The organism is Acidobacteriota bacterium (genome assembly GCA_009861545.1).
Lineage (GTDB): Bacteria > Acidobacteriota > Vicinamibacteria > Vicinamibacterales > UBA8438 > WTFV01.
In genome coordinates, this window is sequence record VXME01000146.1 from 57,136 (window position 1) to 75,190 (window position 18,055).

Here is an 18,055-nt window from a genome sequence, read left to right on the forward strand (position 1 = left end):
CGCGCGCCGCTCCCCGCCCCCCCCCCCCCCCCCCCGCCCCCCGGCCGGCGCCGGGCGCGGGGGCGCGCCCGGGCCCGCGGGGGGCGGGCGCGGGGGCCGCGGGGCGCCGGCTTCCGGATGCCCGCGGAGTGGGAGCCCCACCACGCGACCTGGCTCGTCTGGCCGCATGCCCGCGCCGACTGGGAGGTCAAGACGACGGCGGTCGAGTGGTGTTACGCCGACATCGCGCGCAACCTCGTCCGCGGAGAGCGCGTTGCGATCGTCTACCACGACGAGGCCGTGCGGCAGCGGGCGGAGCGCCGCCTGCGTCGGACCGGCGTGGACCTGAACCGGATAGATGCACACATGATCCCGACGAATCGCTCCTGGATCCGCGACTGCGGACCGGTCTTCGTCGTGTGCGGACCGGCTGCCCGTAGCGAGGTCGCGGCGACCGACTGGCGATTCAACGGCTGGGCGCGCTATCGCGCCTGGCGGCGCGACGATGCGCTCCCGCGGACCATCGCCGGGCGCCTCGGCATGCGCCGGTTCGAGATCGTCGCGGCCACGAGCGACGGACCGCGGCCCGTAGCCCTCGAAGGAGGCAGCATCGACGTGAACGGGCAGGGCCTGCTGCTGACGACCGAGCAATGCCTGCTGGGGCGCGAGCAGGCGCGCAACCCGAACCTGTCCCAAGCGGAAATCGAGCGCATCCTGCAGCAGGCGTTGGGAGTCGAGCGCGTGCTGTGGCTCGGCGGCGGCATCGCGGGCGACGATACGCACGGCCACGTCGACGACGTGGCGCGTTTCGTGAACGCCGACACCGTCGTCGCCGCCGTCGAGCCCGATGCGAGCGACGAGAACCACGCACCTCTCGCCGACAACCTGGCGCGCCTGCGGGCGATGCGCGACCTGAGCGGGCGTCCGCTGCACGTCGTGACGATCCCGATGCCCCGGCCGCTCTACTTCGACGGCGAGCGCCTTCCCGCGAGCTACCTGAACTTCTACATCGGCAACGACGTCGTGCTCGTGCCGACCTTCAACGATCCCTCCGATCGGGTGGCCCTTGGGATTCTCGCCGGCCTCTTTCCGGCGCGCGAGGTGGTGGGCATCCACGCCGGCGATCTCATCCTCGGCCTCGGCGCCGTGCACTGCGTCACGCAGCAGCAGCCGCGGGGGCGTCATGCGTCCCCGGCCGGGAACCGCGCTTCTCCTCGGTGACCCGCACGGCGCTATCGCGACTGGTCGCCGGGTCCGTCGAAACGGTCGACCGGAACCGGCGCCCCGTCGATGACCAGCGCGCGGCCGCCGAGCTCGAACGCGGCCGGGCGGCGGGCGGCGAGCAACTCGCGTCCCGACGCCGCCACGGCGCTCGACAGGAGCGGAAAGGCGATCGTCGCGTCGGCGTGCACGGTCACCCGCTTGGCGTCCACGGACAACTTGCCCCAGCTCTGCGCCTCGTCGAGGGTCGATCCGGATGCGCCGCCGAAGTGCGGGGCGTCGGTGATGATCTGCAGCGCGTACAGATGCCCCCCGGCGCCGGGGCTACAGAAGTCGGCCTGCACGCTCGCCTGGTTGATGAAGTTCTTCGGGGTTCCGCCGCCCAGGACGATCGAGGCGGTCCGCGGGCGTCGGATGACGAGGTTCGTCGATTCGATGACGTCGCCTACCACGTCGATGTGACCGTGCCGCGAATCGGCGTGCCGGGCCTGGGCGAGCCCCATGCCGATGGACGAATCCGCGATCGCGGGGCAGAACACCGGGACCTGTGCGCGGTAGGCGGCCGTGAGGATGCCGTCGCCGCCGGTCTCGCTCCACAGGCGACGCCCGAGTTGATGCAGGTACTCCCGCGTGGTGTACGGCCGGGTCTCGAGTCCGGCACTGAAGGCGGCGATCCAGTTGTCGTTGTCGACGAACTCGTCCTCGTCCACGTAGGTGTCGTAGACGCGGTCGATGCGCGCCGCTTGCAGCGCACGGTCGTCCGCCCGGTGTGAGCCGACGAAGTGTCTCCGGCCGCGGGTCTCGTGCAGGTCGTGGTACAGGTTGGCGCCGGTGGACACGACGCAGTCGACGGCGCGGTCGCGGATGAGCCGCGCGATGGCGAGGCGCAGACCGCCGGCGGTCAGCGCGCCGGCGACCCCGAGGAAGATCACGACCTCGTCGTCGGCCAGCATGCGCCGCCAGATCCGATGGGCGGTGGCGAGGTTGCGTCCCTGGAACGAGATCCGCTCCATCCGCCGGAGCAGCTCGTCGGCCGGGGCGTCCGGCGCGATCTCGAAGGGTTCTATCGGCACGTCCAGGAAGCGCGACTTGGCGGACGAAGAGGAGGACTTGGACATGGTCTGTTGCGAGAGTCCGGACGGTTCAGTCCGCCAGCGTCGCCTTCAGCTCGCCGAGGATCACCAGCGCTTCGAGCGGGGTCAGACGGTCGAGGTCGATCGCCGCGATGCGTTCCGCGACAGCGCGGTGGACCGACGACGGCGGTTCCTCCTGGAAGAGCCCGAGCTGACCCGCGATCTCGCCGCCCGCTCCGCTGAAGGATGGACGCCCGCCGCGCGACAGCTCGTCCCGCTCCAACCCGGCCAGAATGGTGCGTGCCCGCGCAACGGTCGCCGGCGGCAGGCCGGCCAGTTTCGCGACCTGGATGCCATAGCTGCGGTCCGACCGTCCCGCCTCGACCTTGCGCAGAAAGACGATGTCGTCCCGCCACTCCCGCGCGGCGACGTGGTAGTTCACCACGCCGTCGTGGAGATCGGCCAGGTCGGTGAGCTCGTGGTAATGGGTCGCGAAGAGCGTCCTGGGACGCGCCTTCGCACCGGTGGCGAGATGCTCCGCAACCGCCCAGGCGATGCTCAGCCCGTCGAAGGTCGCCGTCCCGCGGCCGATCTCGTCGAGCAGCACGAGGCTGCGCGAGGTGGCCTGGTGCATGATCTTCGCGGTCTCCTGCATCTCGACCATGAACGTCGAGTGCCCGCGGGCCAGATTGTCGGCGGCGCCGATGCGGGCGAAGATCCGGTCGATGAGCGGCAGCGCGGCCTCGCGCGCGGGCACGAAGGATCCGGCCTGCGCCATCAGGACGATGAGGGCCGTCTGCCGCAGGTACGTCGACTTGCCCCCCATGTTGGGGCCGGTCAGCACGACTACCTGGTGGTCGGTCTCGTCGAGCCGGACGTCGTTCGGCACGAACGAATCGGTCCGCATCTCGACCACCGGATGCCGCGCGTCGGCGATTGCCAGCTCTCCGTCTTCCCGCACGCGCGGCTTGACGTAGTTGCGCCGCGCGGCCACCTCGGCCAGCGCGGCCAGGACGTCGAGCGTGGCGAGCGCCCGCGCGGATCGCTGGATCCGACCCGCCTCGGCGAGAGTCGCCCGCCGCAGTCCGTCGAAGATCTCCTGTTCCCGCTCGAGGATCCGATCGTCCGCTCCGAGCGCCTTCGCCTCGTACTCCTTGAGCGCCGGGGTTATGTAGCGCTCGCCGTTCGCGATGGTCTGCTTGCGGTGGTAGTCGTCGGGGACGGCGTGGAGATTCGCTGCCGACACTTCTATGTAGTAGCCGAAGACCCGGTTGAACCGGATCTTCAGGGACCCGATGCCGGTCCGCTCCCGCTCGGCCGCCTCCATCGCCGCGATCGCCTGCCGGGCGCCGCGGCTGATGGCGCGCAGCTCGTCGAGATCCGTGTCCACGCCGTCCCGAACGAACCCGCCGTCGCGCGCGAGCGCCGGCGGATCGTCGCCCAGCGTTGCCGTGATCCGGTCGTGGACGTCGCGCAGCTCGTCGAGATCGTCCAGCAGCACGCCGATGAGCGGCGCCTGCAGTTCGGCCGCGTGGGCGCGGGCCGCCGGAAGGATGCCGACGGATCGGCCGAGCGCCGCCAGATCGCGCGGTCCCGCCGTACCGAGGGCCACGCGGGCGATGAGACGCTCCAGATCCTGGACGCGGGCCAGGTCCCCCCGCAGCCGCCCGCGGGCGGCGACCTCCCGCGTCAGTTCATCGACCGCGTCCAGCCGGTCGATGATCGGCTCGCGCGACGCGAGCGGCCGCTGGAGCCACGCGCGGAGCATACGGCCGCCCATCGGGGTGTTCGTCAGGTCGATCTCCGCAAGAAGCGAACCGGCCCGACGTCCCTCGGCGCCGGCAAGAACCTCGAGGTGCTCGAAGGTCGCGGCGTCGACGACGAGATGATCCGCCCGCGTCCGGAACTCCAGGGTCCTGAGATGTTCGAGCTCGGCCCTCTGTGTATCCCGCAGGTGGCGCACGAGCCCTCCCGCGGCCCGTATGGCCGCGGGGTGCTGGTCCGGAATCAGGCCGAAGCCGTCCAGCGACGCCGTGCCGAGCTGCCCGAGCAGGGTCTGCAGGGCCTGCTCGAGATCGAAGAGCGCGGGCTCGGCGGCGGTGACCGGCACGTCGACGTGCTCGATTCCCGGCAGGCATGCCGCGTCGAGGTCCCCTGGCAGCAGGATCTCCCGGGGCCGGACGGCGGCCAGCTCGTCGACGGCCGCCCCGGCCGCCGAGTCCCCGTGGTGCGCCCTGCCCCGCAGCTCGCCCGGGGAGAGAAAGGCGGTCGCGAGGACGAAAACGGCGGACGCGCCGTCACCGCCCCGGGCGACGGCCACGAGGAACGCAGGCTCGCTTGCTTCCAGGGCCCCCGCATCCGTGTACGTGCCGGGGGAGACTACCCGGACGACCTCGCGGCGAACGATGCCCCGGGCCTTGCGCGGATCCTCGACCTGCTCGCACACGGCGACCCGGAACCCCTGTTTGACGAGGCGCGCGAGGTACGTGTCGGCCGCGTGCCATGGCACGCCGCACATCGGAATTTCTCGACCGCCGCGATCTTTGGAACGCGACGTGAGGGTGAGCTCCAGAACCCCGGCCGCGGTGACCGCGTCCTCGTAGAACATCTCGTAGAAGTCACCCATCCGGAAGAAGATCAGGGCATCGGGGTACTGTCGCTTGGCCTCCAGGTACTGGCGCATCGCCGGCGTCGTCCCCTGGCCGGCGGCGGCCGGCGCCTTGACGGTGGGCGTCATCGTGCCCGATGGTAGCATCGCGCGATGGGGTACTCGGCGCGACGGGAAATGTGGGTACTGGCGCTCGATACGAGCACGCGCGAGGGCAGCGTTGCGGTGGCTCGCGGCGGCGACGTCGTCGCTGCGGCCGCGGGAGATCCTTCCCGGACGCACGGCGAGCGGCTGCCGGGCGATCTACTGGCGATCGTCGCGAACGCCGGCGTGTCCCTTTCCGCCATCGACCGATTTGCGGTCTCGTCCGGTCCCGGATCCTTCACCGGCCTGCGGGTGGGGCTCGCGACCATCCAGGCGCTCGCGCTCGTCCACTCGCGGCCCGTGATCCAGGTCTCGACGCTCGAGGCTCTGGCGCGTACCCCGGGCGCGGGAGATCGCGTGCTGGCCTGGATGGACGGACAGCGCCGGGACGTGTTCGCCGCGCTGTACGACCGTGGCGCCCGGGAGTGTGTCGCCGGCCCGCGCGTCGGCCGGCCCGCGGAGATACTCGATGCCTGGAAGCCGGAACTGGTGAAACGCCCCCTGGACGTCGTCGGCAACGCGGTGACCGCGACGCGGGCGTTGCTCGCGGAACGGCTGGGCGCGGGAACCGCACTGGTGGACGAGCCGCCGCCACTCGCACCCGTGATCGCACGCCTCGCGTTCGAGCGCGACGGCGAGGCGGTCGCTCCACACGCCGCTCAGCCGCTGTACGTCCGGCGTCCCGACGCGGTGCTCGCCCGCCGGCGAGGGCTCTGAAACAATCTTGAAACATTCCTGGGGCGTGTGGTACTTTTCGGCAGCCGTGCGGCCATGCAGGCTCGCCGCCCCTGCGCAGGGGAGTCCCACACAGGAGGGAACATGACCCAGGAGCAACACGCACGCGAGGTGTTGCTGGAGGAAGACGACGAGTACCGTGATCTGGCCGAGCAGCATCGGGCCCTGGAGAGTCGCCTCGCCGAGCTGCTCGATCACCCATACCCGTCCGGCGCCGAACAGGTCGAAGAAGCGACGCTCAAGAAGAGAAAGCTCCACATCAAGGACCGCATGGAGCACATCCTGCGGCGCCGCTTGACGCCGCGAGCCGAAGACGGCGAGCCCCTCCTCGGTCGCTAGCAGTCTGCGCTCGTAGAACGGGGACGATGTCTATCGATCGTTCCGGGATTCCGTTCGTCCTCGGGGCGGCCGCCGGCGGCGCGCTGCTCTCATGGCTCGCTGTACCCTGGATGCCCGGCGCGGTTCTCTGGCTGTTGGCCGCGGTGTTCGCGTACTTCTTTCGCGACCCCGATCGATTGGCGCCGGGCGACGTCGGACTCGATGCCGTGCTGGCGCCGGCCGACGGCCGGATCCTGCACGCCGGCGCCTCCGACGCGGACATCGCGCCGCCGGGGGTCTGGCAGCAGGTCAGCATCTTCCTGTCGCCGCTCGATGTCCACGTCAACCGGGCCCCGGTCGGCGGACGGGTGCTGGAGGTGACGTATCGCCCCGGCCGATTCCTGCCGGCCTATGACCGCCGCTCGGGTGTCGAGAACGAACGCAGCGAGATTCGCGTCGAGCACGAAGGCCAGACCGTCGTGTTCCGGCAGGTCGTCGGTGTGCTTGCGCGACGGGTGGTCTGCCGTCTCGCGCCGGGCATGACCGTGGCCCGCGGACAGCGGTTCGGTATCATGAAATTCGGATCGCGCATGGACGTCTTCCTGCCGCAGTCGGCGCACATCGCCGTGACCGTGGGTCAGAGGGTTCGCGGCGGGGAGACCGTGGTGGCGCGCCTGGCGAGCGGCGGGGATTGAGCGCATGAGCAGAGTCCTGTCGATGTTCAGCGGCCGGAAGCCGCCCCAACGGCGGTTTCGCCGGGGCACGTACCTGCTCCCGAGCCTGTTCACCGTGGCCAACATGTTCTGCGGTTGGGCCTGCATCGTCTTCGCGATGCGCGGCGACTACGTGACCGCGGCGCCGTTCATCGGGTTCGCGATCATTCTCGACGGGCTCGACGGCCGCGTCGCTCGGGCGACCGGCGCGACGAGCGACTTCGGCGTCGAGTTCGACTCGCTGGCCGACGTCATCTCGTTCGGCGTCGCGCCGGCGACGCTCGTCTTCGCCTGGGGGCTCGAACCGCTCGGCCGCCTCGGCTGGGCGGTGGCCTTCCTCTGGCTGGCCGCCGCGGCGGTGCGGCTGGCGCGCTTCAACATCCAGGGCAAGGAGGGCGACAAGCGCTACTTCATCGGTCTGCCGAGTCCCGCGGCGGCGGGGGTGCCCGCGGCCACGGTGTTCGCGTACCCGCTCGGATTCGCCGAACCGGGTGCGGCGGTCGTCGCGTTGCCGATCGTTCTGTTTCCGGCGGCGCTCATGGTCAGTCGCCTGCGGTTCCGGAGCTTCGGTGCGCTGATTCCCGGTCGTCGCCGGTCCTATCTCACCCCGCTCGCGATCGCCGGGGTCATCGCGGCGATCGCGGCGCAACCCGAGGCCGTGCTCGTCCTGATGGCGTACTCGTACCTGGCTTCCGGACTGATTGGCGCCGCAATGAACCGCAGCCAGCGCCAACCGCCGCGCCTGGCTTCACCGGCCGAGCCCGAGACGCCCACCGCGGAGCGGTCCGCCTCCTGAATCCGGCGAGGCGGCGCGGCCGGCGGGCTCCTGTTCCACCGGAAAGCGCAACGTGACCGTAGCGCCGTCTCCCTTGCGGCTGGCGATCTCGATGGCGCCCCCGTTCAGCTCGACGTTGCGCTTGGCGATCACCATGCCCAGGCCGGTGCCGGAGACTCTGGTCGAGAAGTACGGCTCGAACACGCGGGAGAGCGCGGCCTCGTCGAGACCGACCCCCGTGTCCCGCACGGTCAGCACGACCTCGTGCGCGTTCGCGGTCGCCGCCACGGTGAGCCGGCCTTCGCCCGGCATCGCGTGCAGCGCGTTCTCGACCACGTTCGTGAACGCCCGCGCCACGAGGGTCCTGTCGATCACGACCCGCGGCAGCGTCGTCGGCACATCGACCGCCAGCCGAATCCGACCAGCGAGACCGGTGCGGTAGGGATCGAGGACTTCGTGCACGACGTCGGTGAGAACCGTGGACTCCCGGTTCACCGGCGGCGAGGAAGCGTAGCTGGAGAACTCCGAGGCAATCCGGCGGAGCAGATTGACCTGGGTGAGAATCGAATCGACGCAGTCCCTGAGCACGGGACCGAGAGGTTCGCCGCGATCGCGGTGGACGCGCAGCAGGTGCTCGGCGGAGAGCTGGACCGGAGTCAGCGGGTTCTTGATCTCGTGGGCGACCTGCCTCGCCATTTCGGCCCAGGCTTCGAGACGATGGGTCCGCTCGAGCCTGCGGCGTTGGAGGAGAAGATCACCGGCCATGCGATTGAACGCCGCCACCAGGCGCTCGAGCTCGTCTGCCGAACGGATCGCCACCCGTGCGTCGAAGTCGCCGCGCGCGATGCGGCGCGTCGCGCGGGTCAGCCGCTGGACCGGGTCGGCGATGCGCTCGGCGATGTAGAAGCCGCTGGCGGCGCCCAGAAAGACGAGCAGCGTCACGCCGAGCAGAATCCCGCGATCGAGATTGCGGATCTGTCGCTCGATGTCCCGCTGCCGGGACGCCAAGGCCACGGTCAGGATGGTGTCCGCGCCGGCCGATCGGATGGGCGCGGCCGCGACCAGGTAGTCCTGCGAGCCGAACGCGTCCTCGGTAACGAACGTGGGGGCCTGGGCCAGGGCTATTGCGTTGTACACGGGGGCCGGGGTACGGGTCGGCAGCAGGCCGGAGGCAAAGAGGTCGCGCTCGCTGGTGGCCCTGAGCAGCGGTCCCTCGAAGATGTTGATGTCCTGCTCGATGATCTGGCTGACGAAGACGAGCAGGTCGTCCGTCGCGACCGTCGCCGCGGGATCCGCCGCCTGCTGCAACTCCGCTATCACCCGTTGCGCGACGACGGCCGTGCGGGCCGCCCCGGCCTCCACGTCGTCGCGGAGTTGCCCGGTGGAGTAGTTGCGAATCAGGACGGCGAGGACAAGCACGGGCACGGTCGCCACCGCGACGAAAGCCAGGAACAGCCGGCGATAGAAGCTGACGTGCAGCTCCCGGACCAGTTCCCGCCCGAGGCTGTAGCGCTCCGGGGTGAGCGGTCCCGCCACGGCCAGGACCAACATCCACGAGCCGAACGCGGCGCCGACCAGGGCAACGATCTCGGCCAGTCGAATCAGGTGATCGAAGCGCGTGAGCACCGGGTAGCCGAGCGCGTAGATGCCGGCGCGGTTGTTCGAGATGTAGACGTCCGACGTCCGCCCGCCCGCCTGCAGCGTCGTCCAGAACGGTTCCCGCGACGCGTAGATGCGTTCGAACAGCGCGTCGTCGATCGTCCACGAGGCGGAACCGTACGTGAAGAGCGGGCTGCGTCCCCATCCGTAGATCGCCAGGTCCACTTCCGCATCCGCCGGACGTGCGTCCGCCGGACGCGGCGCCGCGCGGAGCACGTCGTGATAGGGGTTCTGCGACGGGATGAAGGGCAGGGCCCGATAGTCGAGAGGTACGTGGACGACTACGGCGCCGGCGACGGCGTCGGCGGCCGGCATGTCGCCGGGCCACGGCAGGCACACGCCGCGTTCGGCGTGAAGCACGCGGCGCTCCTGGGCGCCGAACGGAAACACCTCGCCGTAGACGTCCCAGTCGCAGCTCGTCCCCAGGAACGACGGCGCCGCCGGTACGTCGGGAAAGTCCAGGGCGAAGCGACTCACGAGGGACCGGTCCGGGCCGTACAGCTCGATGGCCGACGTCAGGCGAAGTCGGGCCAGATCGGTCTGGCGCCACACGGAGAACGCCGCGTCGGGGGTCGGGGCGCCGTCCGCCGACCTGAAGATGTCGGACGCCAGGGGCGCACGAGCGAGCAGTGCATCCACCTCCCGCTGGGTCCGGGACAGACTGTCGAGCAGCGCAGCCGGATGACTGGCGGTCGCCGGGGCGATCTCTTCTTCTATCAGCCGCTGCTTGGCGGCCAACCCGTGGTGCACGATGGACGGGTACGAGAGCACCGCGGGTACGATGAGCGACCCGAAGATGGCCGCGAGCTTTCCGGATTCGGACGCATGGCGGAACCAGGGACGGAGGCGCGGCGCCCCCAGCGCCATGCCGACCACGCCGGCGAGCAGGGTGAGATAGGGCCAGGTCGGAACCACGGGGGCCGCTGCCAGCAGCAGGCCCGGCGCCGTTGCCCCGGCGAGCGACCGGACGCGGACCCCGTGCACATGCCGGCTCCAGCGGGCCTCGACGATCAGGAGGACGGATACCCCCAGCCAAATGGTTGCCGTAGCCGCCAGCAGCAGACCCAGCAGCAGACCGATCCGGGACGAGTCCAGCGGGTTGTGCGACCACTGCAGCAGGTCGGCCAGTGAGCCGGCCATCGTATCGGCGAGCAGCAGTTCGTAAGCGCCCAACAGCAGGGCGACCGCCGCGCCGGCCGCGGTGTATGCCCGGACGACGCGGTCGCGGCTCGTCAGCCAGCGCTTGTGGCGCCATGCCGCGCGGGCCGCGCCCGCGAAGCGCACCGCCGTGGTTGCGCCGGCCGTGAAGAGCAGCCCCAGCAGCAGCACGTCGGCCGGGGATCGGAGCAGGCTCGGGAAGCGGAGCGACGCGTAGGCGGGGGCGGAGAAGAGCCCGGGCCGGACCGGTCCCGGGGTGGCGGCGATCCAGAGCAGCAAGCCGGCCGCGAGCAGCGCGCCTCCGGCCGGTAGCGCGCGTCGGAGGCTGGCTTCGGCATCCGCTCCGCGGGGGGCGCTGACGAGCTCGGGAAGCGCGACCAATCCCAGCACGAGGGCGCCGAGCACGAGGCCCAGGTCGCGCACCGACCTGCGCCACGCCGAACGGGCCCGATCCAGGTCGTCCTCCGCCACCGAGGCGTCGAGCAACGGCTCGCCGTCCGGGGCCAGCAGCGCGAATCGAAGTCGCCCGGCCTCCGGCTCCGGTGCGGCCGGTGCGGCCCGCAGGTCGACGGGGGCCACCGGCGACGCCAGCGGCGACGGGCTTCCCCCGACCGCCACGCCGGCGCCGGCCGACAGCAGGTGTTCGGTCGAAACCGAGCCGATCCTGCTGCGGCGGGCGGACCCGCCGCCGGTCGCGACGATGGGCTCCACGTAGACGAGACGCAGGCCGAGCGGGCCGGAAGCGACGAGAAGAGCCGAGTCGGACAGTATCTGGTCGCGGGTCAGCTCCGATGGACGCCCCGTCCAGGCCCGGGGGGTCGCGTTCGCGTCGTAGACCGTCACGGCGAGGTCGTCCGCCCCTTGCGGAACGGCATCCCGGGTCAGCTCGAACAGCTCGGCCAAGGCGGAGCGATCCCTCGATAGCCCCCCCGGTACGCCGGGATCGTCCAGAGCGCCGGGCAGGCTGGGATTGTTCGCGAGCGAGACGGCTGTCCGCTGGAGCGTCCGCGTCAACTCCTCGAAACGCTGGCGTACCTGCTGCCGGACGAGCTCGAAGCTGGCTTCGCGGGACGCCCCCAGTCTCAGGGGCTCGATCAGTGCGCCGGCGGCGGCGGCGAGCGACGCGGCCACGGCGGCGGCAAGCACGACTCCCGGCCACGATGTGCGGCGCATCGGGCTATCGCGCCGGAACGGAGAACGGCGATGTCGCCTGCGGCGGCACCGGGTCCTCGAGGCCGGGCACGGTGCCGACCGCGGGAAACGGCGGTGGTGGGTCCGGCGGGCTGGCCGGGAACCAGTCCAGGAAGTCGGCCAGACCGACCTCGGGCGGGTGAGGCAGCAGTGGTCCGAAGAACAGGCCGACGGTCAATTGCGGCGGCCCGGCGGCCGCGGCCAGCCCCACCATCTCGCCGGTCCCGGTGACGAGGATCAGATTGGGAGACGGCGGATGGGCATTCGGGATGACGTGGGGTGGAGCGGCAAGCTCGCTCGACGTCACGTACTGCCCCCGGGGCCGGCCCGACTTGGCATCGAACAGATCGACGTTCGGAGAGACCCCGGCCACCACGACCACCGAGTCGACGCGGATCGGGCCGGCCGTGGGGCGTCCCCCCAGGATGCTGCGCCAGCGGCGGGCGCCGTTTCTCCGGTCGAGCGCGCGCAGGACGTTGTCGCGGGCAGTGAAGTAGACGTGCTCCAGGTCGGCGCTCGGCGTCCCTACGATGTCGCCGCCGGTGCGCCAGTACCAGTCGACCGCACCGTCGGCGAGTCGCAGGCGGTACAGGAGATTGTCGGTCGATCCGACGAACAACGCGTCCAGTGGCAGGATGCCCTGCGGCCGGCCGGGGAGGGCGCGTTCCCAGATCGCGGCTCCGGTGCCGAGCGCAAGCGCGGCGATCCGCCCGTCGGTGAGCGCCACGTAGAGGTGTCCTCCGCCGATGGCGGGCCGCACCGTTGCGGTCGCGCCCAGGGCGCGCCGCCACAGTTCCGCGCCGTCGAAACCTCGGAAGACGACGATCTCTCCGGCCGCCGTAGCCGCCACCAGCCAACCGTTGTTCCAGAGCGGGGGGGCGCTGATCGCAGAGTCGAATTCTGCGCTCCACAACGTGAGCGCGTCGGAAGCGCGCCGGGCGACGAGCCGGCTCCCGCCAACCGCAACGACCACGCCGTCGCCTGCCGCCGGCTGATGATCGAGCTCCTGTTCGACGGTCCAGACCACCTCGCCGGTCTGCAACTCGACCGCTGCCAACGTGCCGTTCCGCAACGCGATGTAGGCGCGCAGGGAATCGTACGCAGGGCCGTGCCGCGGTCCGCTGTCCAGAACGGTCGTCCAGATCCGATCGACGGGCAGCAGGAAGGAGGGCTCGAAGAGCGGCTGCCGAGGCTGGGCCGCGGAGGGCGGCGCCAGGGTGACCGCCAGCAGCGTCGCGACGAGCACCGACGACGACGTGGTGCGCCGAGCGTTCACGAGGTTATAATAATGGCAGCCGGGATCGTCGGCCGAGCGCCCGGCGAACCGGATTCGTTCCCCACCGTCGGCTCTGGCATCGTGTACTCGTGACCCGTCAGACCATCCTGGTTCTCGATTTCGGCTCCCAGTACACGCAACTCATCGCCCGCCGTCTTCGCGAGTTGTCCGTCTATTCGGAGATCGTGCCGTTCAGCACCTCGGGGGAGGCCGTTCGGGCCCGCGGCCCGGCCGGCGTCATCCTGTCGGGTGGGCCGTCGAGCCTGTCGGATGCCGACGCGCCGCGGTGCGATCCTGCAATCTTCTCGTGCGGTGTTCCGGTGCTCGGCATCTGCTACGGCATGCAGGCGATGACCGCGGCTCTCGGCGGCGACGTCGGCCATGCTCCGGAACGCGAGTACGGGCATGCCGCGGTGGCGGTGCGGGAGGCGGGCGGCCTGTTCGACGGCGTTCCGCCCGAGATACGCGTGTGGGCCAGCCACGGCGATGTGGTGAACGCGGCCCCGCCGGGATTCTCGGTCGTCGCCACCAGCTCCAACGCACCGGTTGCCGGCATGACCGATGCCGCACGCGGCCTCTACGCCCTGCTGTTTCACCCCGAGGTCGCGCACACCGAGCATGGCGCGCGCATTCTCTCCAATTTCGCCGCCGGGATCTGCGGCTGCCGCGGCGACTGGACGATGGCCTCTTTCGCCGACGAGGCGACCGCGAGAATCCGCGCGCAGGTCGGCGCCCGAGGCCGGGTGGTATGCGGGTTGAGCGGCGGTGTCGACTCGACGGTGGCGGCGCTGCTCGTTCACCGCGCCATCGGTGATCGCCTGACGTGCATCTTCGTCGACAACGGCCTGCTGCGGCTGAACGAGGCCGCGCAGGTGGCGGAGCGTTTCTCGAGCCGCATGAGCCTGCCCCTGGTGTGCGAGGACGCATCCGAGCGGTTCGTCGGCGCGCTTGCCGGCGTCACCGATCCCGAACGCAAGCGCAAGATCATCGGCTCGACGTTCATCGACGTCTTCGAGTCGGTCGCCGCCCGGCTGGGCAGCTTCCACTTTCTCGCACAGGGCACGTTGTACCCCGACGTGATCGAGAGCGTGTCGATCGTCGGCCCGTCGGTTGCCATCAAGAGCCATCACAACGTGGGGGGGCTGCCGGAGCGCCTGCGGTTCTCGCTGGTCGAGCCGCTGCGCGAGCTGTTCAAGGACGAGGTCAGACAGCTCGGCCGGGAGCTGGGCCTCGACGACGAGTTCGTCTGGCGTCAGCCGTTTCCGGGCCCCGGTCTCGCGGTGCGCATCCTGGGGGAGGTGACGCCACGCCGTCTCGATCTCCTCCGGCGGGCGGATGCCGTTGTGGCGGAGGAGGTCCGCCGGGCGGGGCTCTACCGCCGGCTCTGGCAGTCGTTCGCGGTGCTGCTGCCGCTCCGCACCGTCGGCGTCATGGGCGACGAGCGGACCTACGAGCACACCGTGGCGATTCGTGCCGTCGAGAGCCGCGACGGCATGACCGCGGACTGGGCTCGTCTGCCGACCGATCTGCTCGCCGCCATCTCGTCGCGCATCGTCAACGAGGTGCGCGGCATCAACCGGGTGGTCTACGACATCAGCTCGAAGCCGCCGTCCACGATCGAGTGGGAGTAAGGGCCGACAACACCATGGCCGACTTCGTTCACCTGCACCTGCATACGGAATACTCGTTGCTCGACGGCGCCTGCCGCATCGGGGAGATGCTCGACGAAGCGGTCCGCCTCGAGATGCCGGCGGTGGCGGTGACGGAGCACGGTAACCTCTTTTCCGCCGTCAAGTTCCACGACGCGGCGCGCAAGCGGGGAATCAAGCCGATCATCGGTTGCGAGGTGTACGTCGCCAACGGCGATCGGCGCAATCACAGCGGCACGCCCGGAGAGACGGCCAACCATCTCGTGCTGCTCGCATCCGACATGGCGGGCTACCACAACCTGATCAAGCTCGTATCGGCAGGCTACACCGATGGCTTCTACTACAAGCCGCGCATCGACAAGGAGTTGCTGGCCGACCATGCCGACGGCATCATCGGACTCAGCAGTTGCCTGAAGGGGGAGGTGGCCACCCACCTCTGCCGCGATCAGCCGACGAGAGCCCGCGAAGCCGCAGCGAGCTTTCGGGACATCCTCGGCGCGAACAACTTCTTCCTGGAGATGCAATACCAGGGCATCGACGACCAGCAGGTCGTAAACCGGGGCCTGCCGCCCATAGCCGCGGATCTCGGTCTGCCGCTCGTCTGTACCAACGACGTGCACTACCTGCGGCAGGGCGACCATCGTCCGCACGACGTGCTGCTGTGCATCGGGACGGGGAAGAACGTCGCCGACGAGAAACGCCTGCGCTACCACGGCGATCAGTTCTACCTCAAGACGCCGGCGGAGATGGCGGCCGTCTTCGGCGACTTTCCCGAGGCCCTCCGCAATACGGTGGCCATTGCGGAGCGGTGCGACGTGGACCTGTCCGGCACGGTTCACCGGCTGCCGAACTTCGACGTGCCGGCGCCGTTCGAGTCCCCGGAAGACTACTTCGCCGCCGTGGCGCGTGCCGGCTTCGACGAGCGCCGCCCGCGGCTGCAGGCCCTGCGCGAGCGGGGCGCGCTGCGGCACGACGTCGAGCAGTACGAGCGGCGGTTGACGTACGAGATCGAGATGATCCGGAAGATGGGTTACGCGGGGTACTTCCTCATCGTCTGGGACTTCATCCGCTACGCCCGCGAGCGGGGAATCCCGGTCGGGCCGGGCCGCGGCTCGGCGGCCGGCAGCCTCGTCGCCTACTGCATGCGGATCACGGACGTCGACCCACTGGAGCTGGACCTGATCTTCGAGCGCTTTCTCAACCCGGAACGCGTGTCCCTCCCCGACATCGACATCGACTTCTGCGAGCGGCGGCGCGGCGAGGTGATCGAGTACGTGACGCGCAAGTACGGGCGCGAGAACGTGGCCCAGATCATCACGTTCGGGACTATGAAGGCGCGGGCGGTCGTTCGCGACGTCGGGCGGACTCTCGGCATGTCCTATGCCGAAGTCGACCGGGTGGCGAAGCAGATCCCCCAGACCCTCGACATGACGCTCTCCAAGGCGCTCGCGGAGAACCCGGCGCTCGGGGAGATGCAGCGGACCACGCCGCAGGTGCAGGAGTTGCTCGACGTCGCACAGCGGCTCGAAGGGGTCACCCGGCACGCCTCGGTACATGCCGCGGGGGTGGTGATCGCGCCGGCCCCGATCACCGAGTTCGCTCCGCTCTACAAGAAGGACGACATCGTAACCACGCAGTGGGCCATGAACGAGGTCGAGCGCATCGGCCTCCTCAAGATGGACTTTCTCGGCCTCAGCACGCTGACGCTGTTGCACGACGCGGTGGATCACATCCGGCGCTCGACCGGCGAGACGATCCGGCTGGATGGGATTCCGCTCGACGACGAGAAGGCCTACCGGCTGTTCGGCAGCGGGCAGACGCTCGGCATCTTTCAGTTCGAGAGCTCCGGCATGCGCGAGACGCTGCGCAAGGCCAAGCCGCAGCGGTTCGAGGACCTGATCGCCCTGAACGCGCTCTACCGCCCGGGTCCGCTCGGCGCCGGGGTCATCGACACCTTCATCGACCGCAAGGACGGCAAGGAGGAGATCGAGTACGACACGCCGAAGCTCGAGCCGATCCTGCACGGCACCTACGGCGTGATCGCCTACCAGGAGCAGGTCATGCGCATTGCCAGCGACCTGGCCGGCTTCACGATGGGCGAGGCCGACGTGCTGCGCAAGGCGATGGGCAAGAAGATCGCGTCGGTGATGGAAGCCCAGCGCGAGAAGTTCCTGACCGGTGCGGTCGAGCGGGGTCTCGCCACGGAAGTCGCCAGGAAGATCTGGGACCTGATGGAGTACTTCGCCGGCTACGGGTTCAACAAGAGCCATTCGGCGGCGTACGCGCTCCTCGCCTACCAGACCGCGTACCTGAAAGCGAACTACCCGGCGTGCTTCATGGCCGCGCTGCTGACGATCGAGCGGCAGAACACCGACAAGGTCGCACTGTACCTGGGCGAGTGCCGGGATCTCGGGGTGAGCGTGCTGCCCCCCGACGTCAACGAGAGCGAATGGGCGTTCACCGTGACGCCGGCGGGCGTCCGGTTCGGGCTCGGCGCGATCAAGAACGTCGGCGACGGCGCGGTCGAATCGATTCTGGCGGCGCGCCGGGAGTCCGGCCGGCTCACGTCGCTGAACCGACTGTGCGAGGACGTGGACCTGCGGCTGGTCAACAAGCGGGTCCTGGAGAGCCTCGTCAAGGCGGGCGCGTTCGACGGCCTCTGCGGAGACGACGCTGCGAGTGGCAACGGGACCGACCGGCGCCGACGCTCGGCGCAGCTCCTCGCGGCCGTCGACGGCGCGATCGAGCACGGCAGCCGGCGCCAGCGGAACCGCGACCGCGGGCAGCACGAGCTGTTCGGAGAATCGGAAGCCCTTCAGGCGGACGGAACCGCGACGCGGCTGCCGGACGTGCCGTCGTGGACCGAGGGAGAGCAGCTCGCGTTCGAGAAGGAGGCGCTCGGCCTGTACCTCAGCGGCCATCCCATCGATCGGTTCCGCAGGGAGCTCGACCGGGCCGGTGTGCGGGCGATAGAGACGCTGGACCAGCCCGCGGCCTCGGCCACGGTCGCCGGCATCGTCAGCCAGCGGCGGGATCTGAAGACGAAGAAGGGCGATCCGATGGCGGTGGTCACCGTCGAAGACCGCGGGGGACGCCTCGAAGCGGTCGTCTTTCCGGAGGCATTCCGCAAGTACGGCCGGCTGCTGGACGTGGACGCCCTGGTCACCGTCAACGGCAAGCTGGAAATCGACGAGGACGCGGCCCGGCTGATCGTGAGCGAAGTGCGCCCGGTGGACGCCCTGTTGAGCGCCGCCGGTCGGCCGCTGGCGATTCGCCTCGCGGCCCCGCCGGCGGACCGGGCCACCCTGGAGGCCCTCAGGAGTGTCTTCGGACGCCATCCCGGCAACGGCCGCGTCGCCCTGGAGATCGAGCTCCGCGGCCAGAGCCCACCGCTTCGGGTGCGCGCGCGCCTGAATCGCGTCCGCGTGCAGCCGTCGGATCGACTGGCGGAGGACGTCGAGAAGGTGTGTGGAAAGGGCGCCCTCTCGTGGGGCTAGGAGCCTGCGCCGCAGAACGCAGCGCAGCGAAGTGCCGCGGCGCAGGGTCATGGAGTGGG

At 70.3% G+C, this 18,055-nt stretch carries 11 protein-coding genes; 7 read left to right on the plus strand and 4 right to left on the minus strand.

Going from position 1 to position 18,055, the window contains the following annotated elements:
- Positions 1–117 precede the first annotated feature (117 nt).
- Complete coding sequence (locus tag F4X11_22705; GenBank protein ID MYN67803.1) at positions 118–1,200, plus strand: agmatine deiminase family protein; 1,083 nt, start codon at positions 118–120, stop codon at positions 1,198–1,200.
- Between the two features lie 11 nt (positions 1,201–1,211).
- On the opposite strand, the gene F4X11_22710 is transcribed toward F4X11_22705, so the two are convergent.
- Both F4X11_22710 and mutS read right to left on the minus strand, forming a co-directional pair.
- On the minus strand, positions 1,212–2,318 hold the full coding sequence (locus F4X11_22710; protein ID MYN67804.1) for a deoxyhypusine synthase: 1,107 nt from the start codon (positions 2,316–2,318) through the stop codon (positions 1,212–1,214).
- A gap of 25 nt (positions 2,319–2,343) precedes the next feature.
- Positions 2,344–5,010: a DNA mismatch repair protein MutS gene (gene mutS / locus F4X11_22715; protein MYN67805.1), complete on the minus strand. Its 2,667-nt coding sequence runs from the start codon at positions 5,008–5,010 to the stop codon at positions 2,344–2,346.
- A gap of 24 nt (positions 5,011–5,034) precedes the next feature.
- On the opposite strand from mutS, the gene tsaB reads away from it, so the two are divergent.
- The 4 genes from tsaB to pssA are packed head-to-tail and all read left to right on the plus strand — an operon-like array spanning position 5,035 to position 7,587.
- The gene (gene tsaB, locus F4X11_22720; GenBank protein MYN67806.1) at positions 5,035–5,742 is read left to right on the plus strand and encodes a tRNA (adenosine(37)-N6)-threonylcarbamoyltransferase complex dimerization subunit type 1 TsaB; all 708 of its coding nucleotides are present in this window, start codon (positions 5,035–5,037) and stop codon (positions 5,740–5,742) included.
- A gap of 54 nt (positions 5,743–5,796) precedes the next feature.
- Complete coding sequence (locus F4X11_22725; GenBank protein MYN67807.1) at positions 5,797–6,099, plus strand: DUF465 domain-containing protein; 303 nt, start codon at positions 5,797–5,799, stop codon at positions 6,097–6,099.
- A 26-nt stretch (positions 6,100–6,125) separates the two neighbouring features.
- Positions 6,126–6,773 carry a phosphatidylserine decarboxylase family protein gene (locus tag F4X11_22730; GenBank protein MYN67808.1) on the plus strand — a complete coding sequence of 216 codons (648 nt, stop codon included), beginning with the start codon at positions 6,126–6,128 and terminating at the stop codon, positions 6,771–6,773.
- Positions 6,774–6,777: 4 nt separating this feature from the next.
- On the plus strand, positions 6,778–7,587 hold the full coding sequence (gene pssA / locus F4X11_22735) for a CDP-diacylglycerol--serine O-phosphatidyltransferase (protein ID MYN67809.1): 810 nt from the start codon (positions 6,778–6,780) through the stop codon (positions 7,585–7,587).
- On the opposite strand, the gene F4X11_22740 is transcribed toward pssA, so the two are convergent.
- Positions 7,540–11,556 (minus strand): HAMP domain-containing protein, encoded by a 4,017-nt coding sequence (locus F4X11_22740; GenBank protein ID MYN67810.1) that lies wholly within the window; start codon positions 11,554–11,556, stop codon positions 7,540–7,542. The two genes, pssA and F4X11_22740, sit on opposite strands and share 48 nt — an antisense overlap.
- A 4-nt stretch (positions 11,557–11,560) precedes the next feature.
- A complete protein-coding gene (locus F4X11_22745; GenBank protein ID MYN67811.1) occupies positions 11,561–12,850 on the minus strand; it encodes a PQQ-binding-like beta-propeller repeat protein in 1,290 nt (429 codons plus the stop codon).
- An 89-nt stretch (positions 12,851–12,939) separates the two neighbouring features.
- Here F4X11_22745 and guaA point away from each other — a divergent pair, with 89 nt between their 5' ends.
- Together guaA and F4X11_22755 are read left to right on the plus strand one after the other, a co-directional pair.
- Complete coding sequence (gene guaA, locus F4X11_22750) at positions 12,940–14,481, plus strand: glutamine-hydrolyzing GMP synthase (protein MYN67812.1); 1,542 nt, start codon at positions 12,940–12,942, stop codon at positions 14,479–14,481.
- A gap of 14 nt (positions 14,482–14,495) precedes the next feature.
- Positions 14,496–17,996, plus strand: a complete 3,501-nt coding sequence (locus F4X11_22755; protein ID MYN67813.1) for a DNA polymerase III subunit alpha — start codon at positions 14,496–14,498, stop codon at positions 17,994–17,996.
- The last annotated feature ends 59 nt before the right edge of the window (positions 17,997–18,055 follow it).

Coding starts and splice junctions, on each gene's coding strand:
- F4X11_22705 (MYN67803.1), top strand. CDS start 118: ATGCCCGCGGAGTGGGAGCCCCACCACGCGACCTGGCTCGTCTGGCCG.
- F4X11_22710 (MYN67804.1), bottom strand. CDS start 2,318: ATGTCCAAGTCCTCCTCTTCGTCCGCCAAGTCGCGCTTCCTGGACGTG.
- mutS (MYN67805.1), bottom strand. CDS start 5,010: ATGACGCCCACCGTCAAGGCGCCGGCCGCCGCCGGCCAGGGGACGACG.
- tsaB (MYN67806.1), top strand. CDS start 5,035: ATGGGGTACTCGGCGCGACGGGAAATGTGGGTACTGGCGCTCGATACG.
- F4X11_22725 (MYN67807.1), top strand. CDS start 5,797: ATGCAGGCTCGCCGCCCCTGCGCAGGGGAGTCCCACACAGGAGGGAAC.
- F4X11_22730 (MYN67808.1), top strand. CDS start 6,126: ATGTCTATCGATCGTTCCGGGATTCCGTTCGTCCTCGGGGCGGCCGCC.
- pssA (MYN67809.1), top strand. CDS start 6,778: ATGAGCAGAGTCCTGTCGATGTTCAGCGGCCGGAAGCCGCCCCAACGG.
- F4X11_22740 (MYN67810.1), bottom strand. CDS start 11,556: ATGCGCCGCACATCGTGGCCGGGAGTCGTGCTTGCCGCCGCCGTGGCC.
- F4X11_22755 (MYN67813.1), top strand. CDS start 14,496: ATGGCCGACTTCGTTCACCTGCACCTGCATACGGAATACTCGTTGCTC.